We start from the raw sequence: 233 nt of genomic DNA on the forward strand, positions 1-233 counted from the left end.
GGCAGTGATGCCTTGACGCAGCATCAACAGTCGAGCCTGGTGCAAGCGCGCCGATTTCACATATTGCATAGGCGATGTTTGCGTGATCGCCTTGAAGTGGCTGTGAAACGTCGGCACGCTCATGCCCGCGTCGCTCGCAAGCTGCGAGACATCGAGCGGATGCGCATAGGTCGCGTGGATGCGGCGCAACGCCTTGCCGATCTTGCCGAACTGCCCCTGCATCGCCAAAGCCG

1 protein-coding gene is annotated in these 233 nt (G+C 60.9%); it reads right to left on the reverse strand.

Annotation, left to right across the window (positions count from 1 at the left end; all coding sequences use genetic code 11):
* Positions 1–233: helix-turn-helix domain-containing protein (locus tag SB753_RS41765; RefSeq protein WP_410805779.1), on the reverse strand; the 233-nt coding region annotated here is incomplete at both ends.

This window comes from Paraburkholderia sp. SIMBA_053 (genome assembly GCF_046534895.1).
Classification (GTDB): domain Bacteria; phylum Pseudomonadota; class Gammaproteobacteria; order Burkholderiales; family Burkholderiaceae; genus Paraburkholderia; species Paraburkholderia caledonica.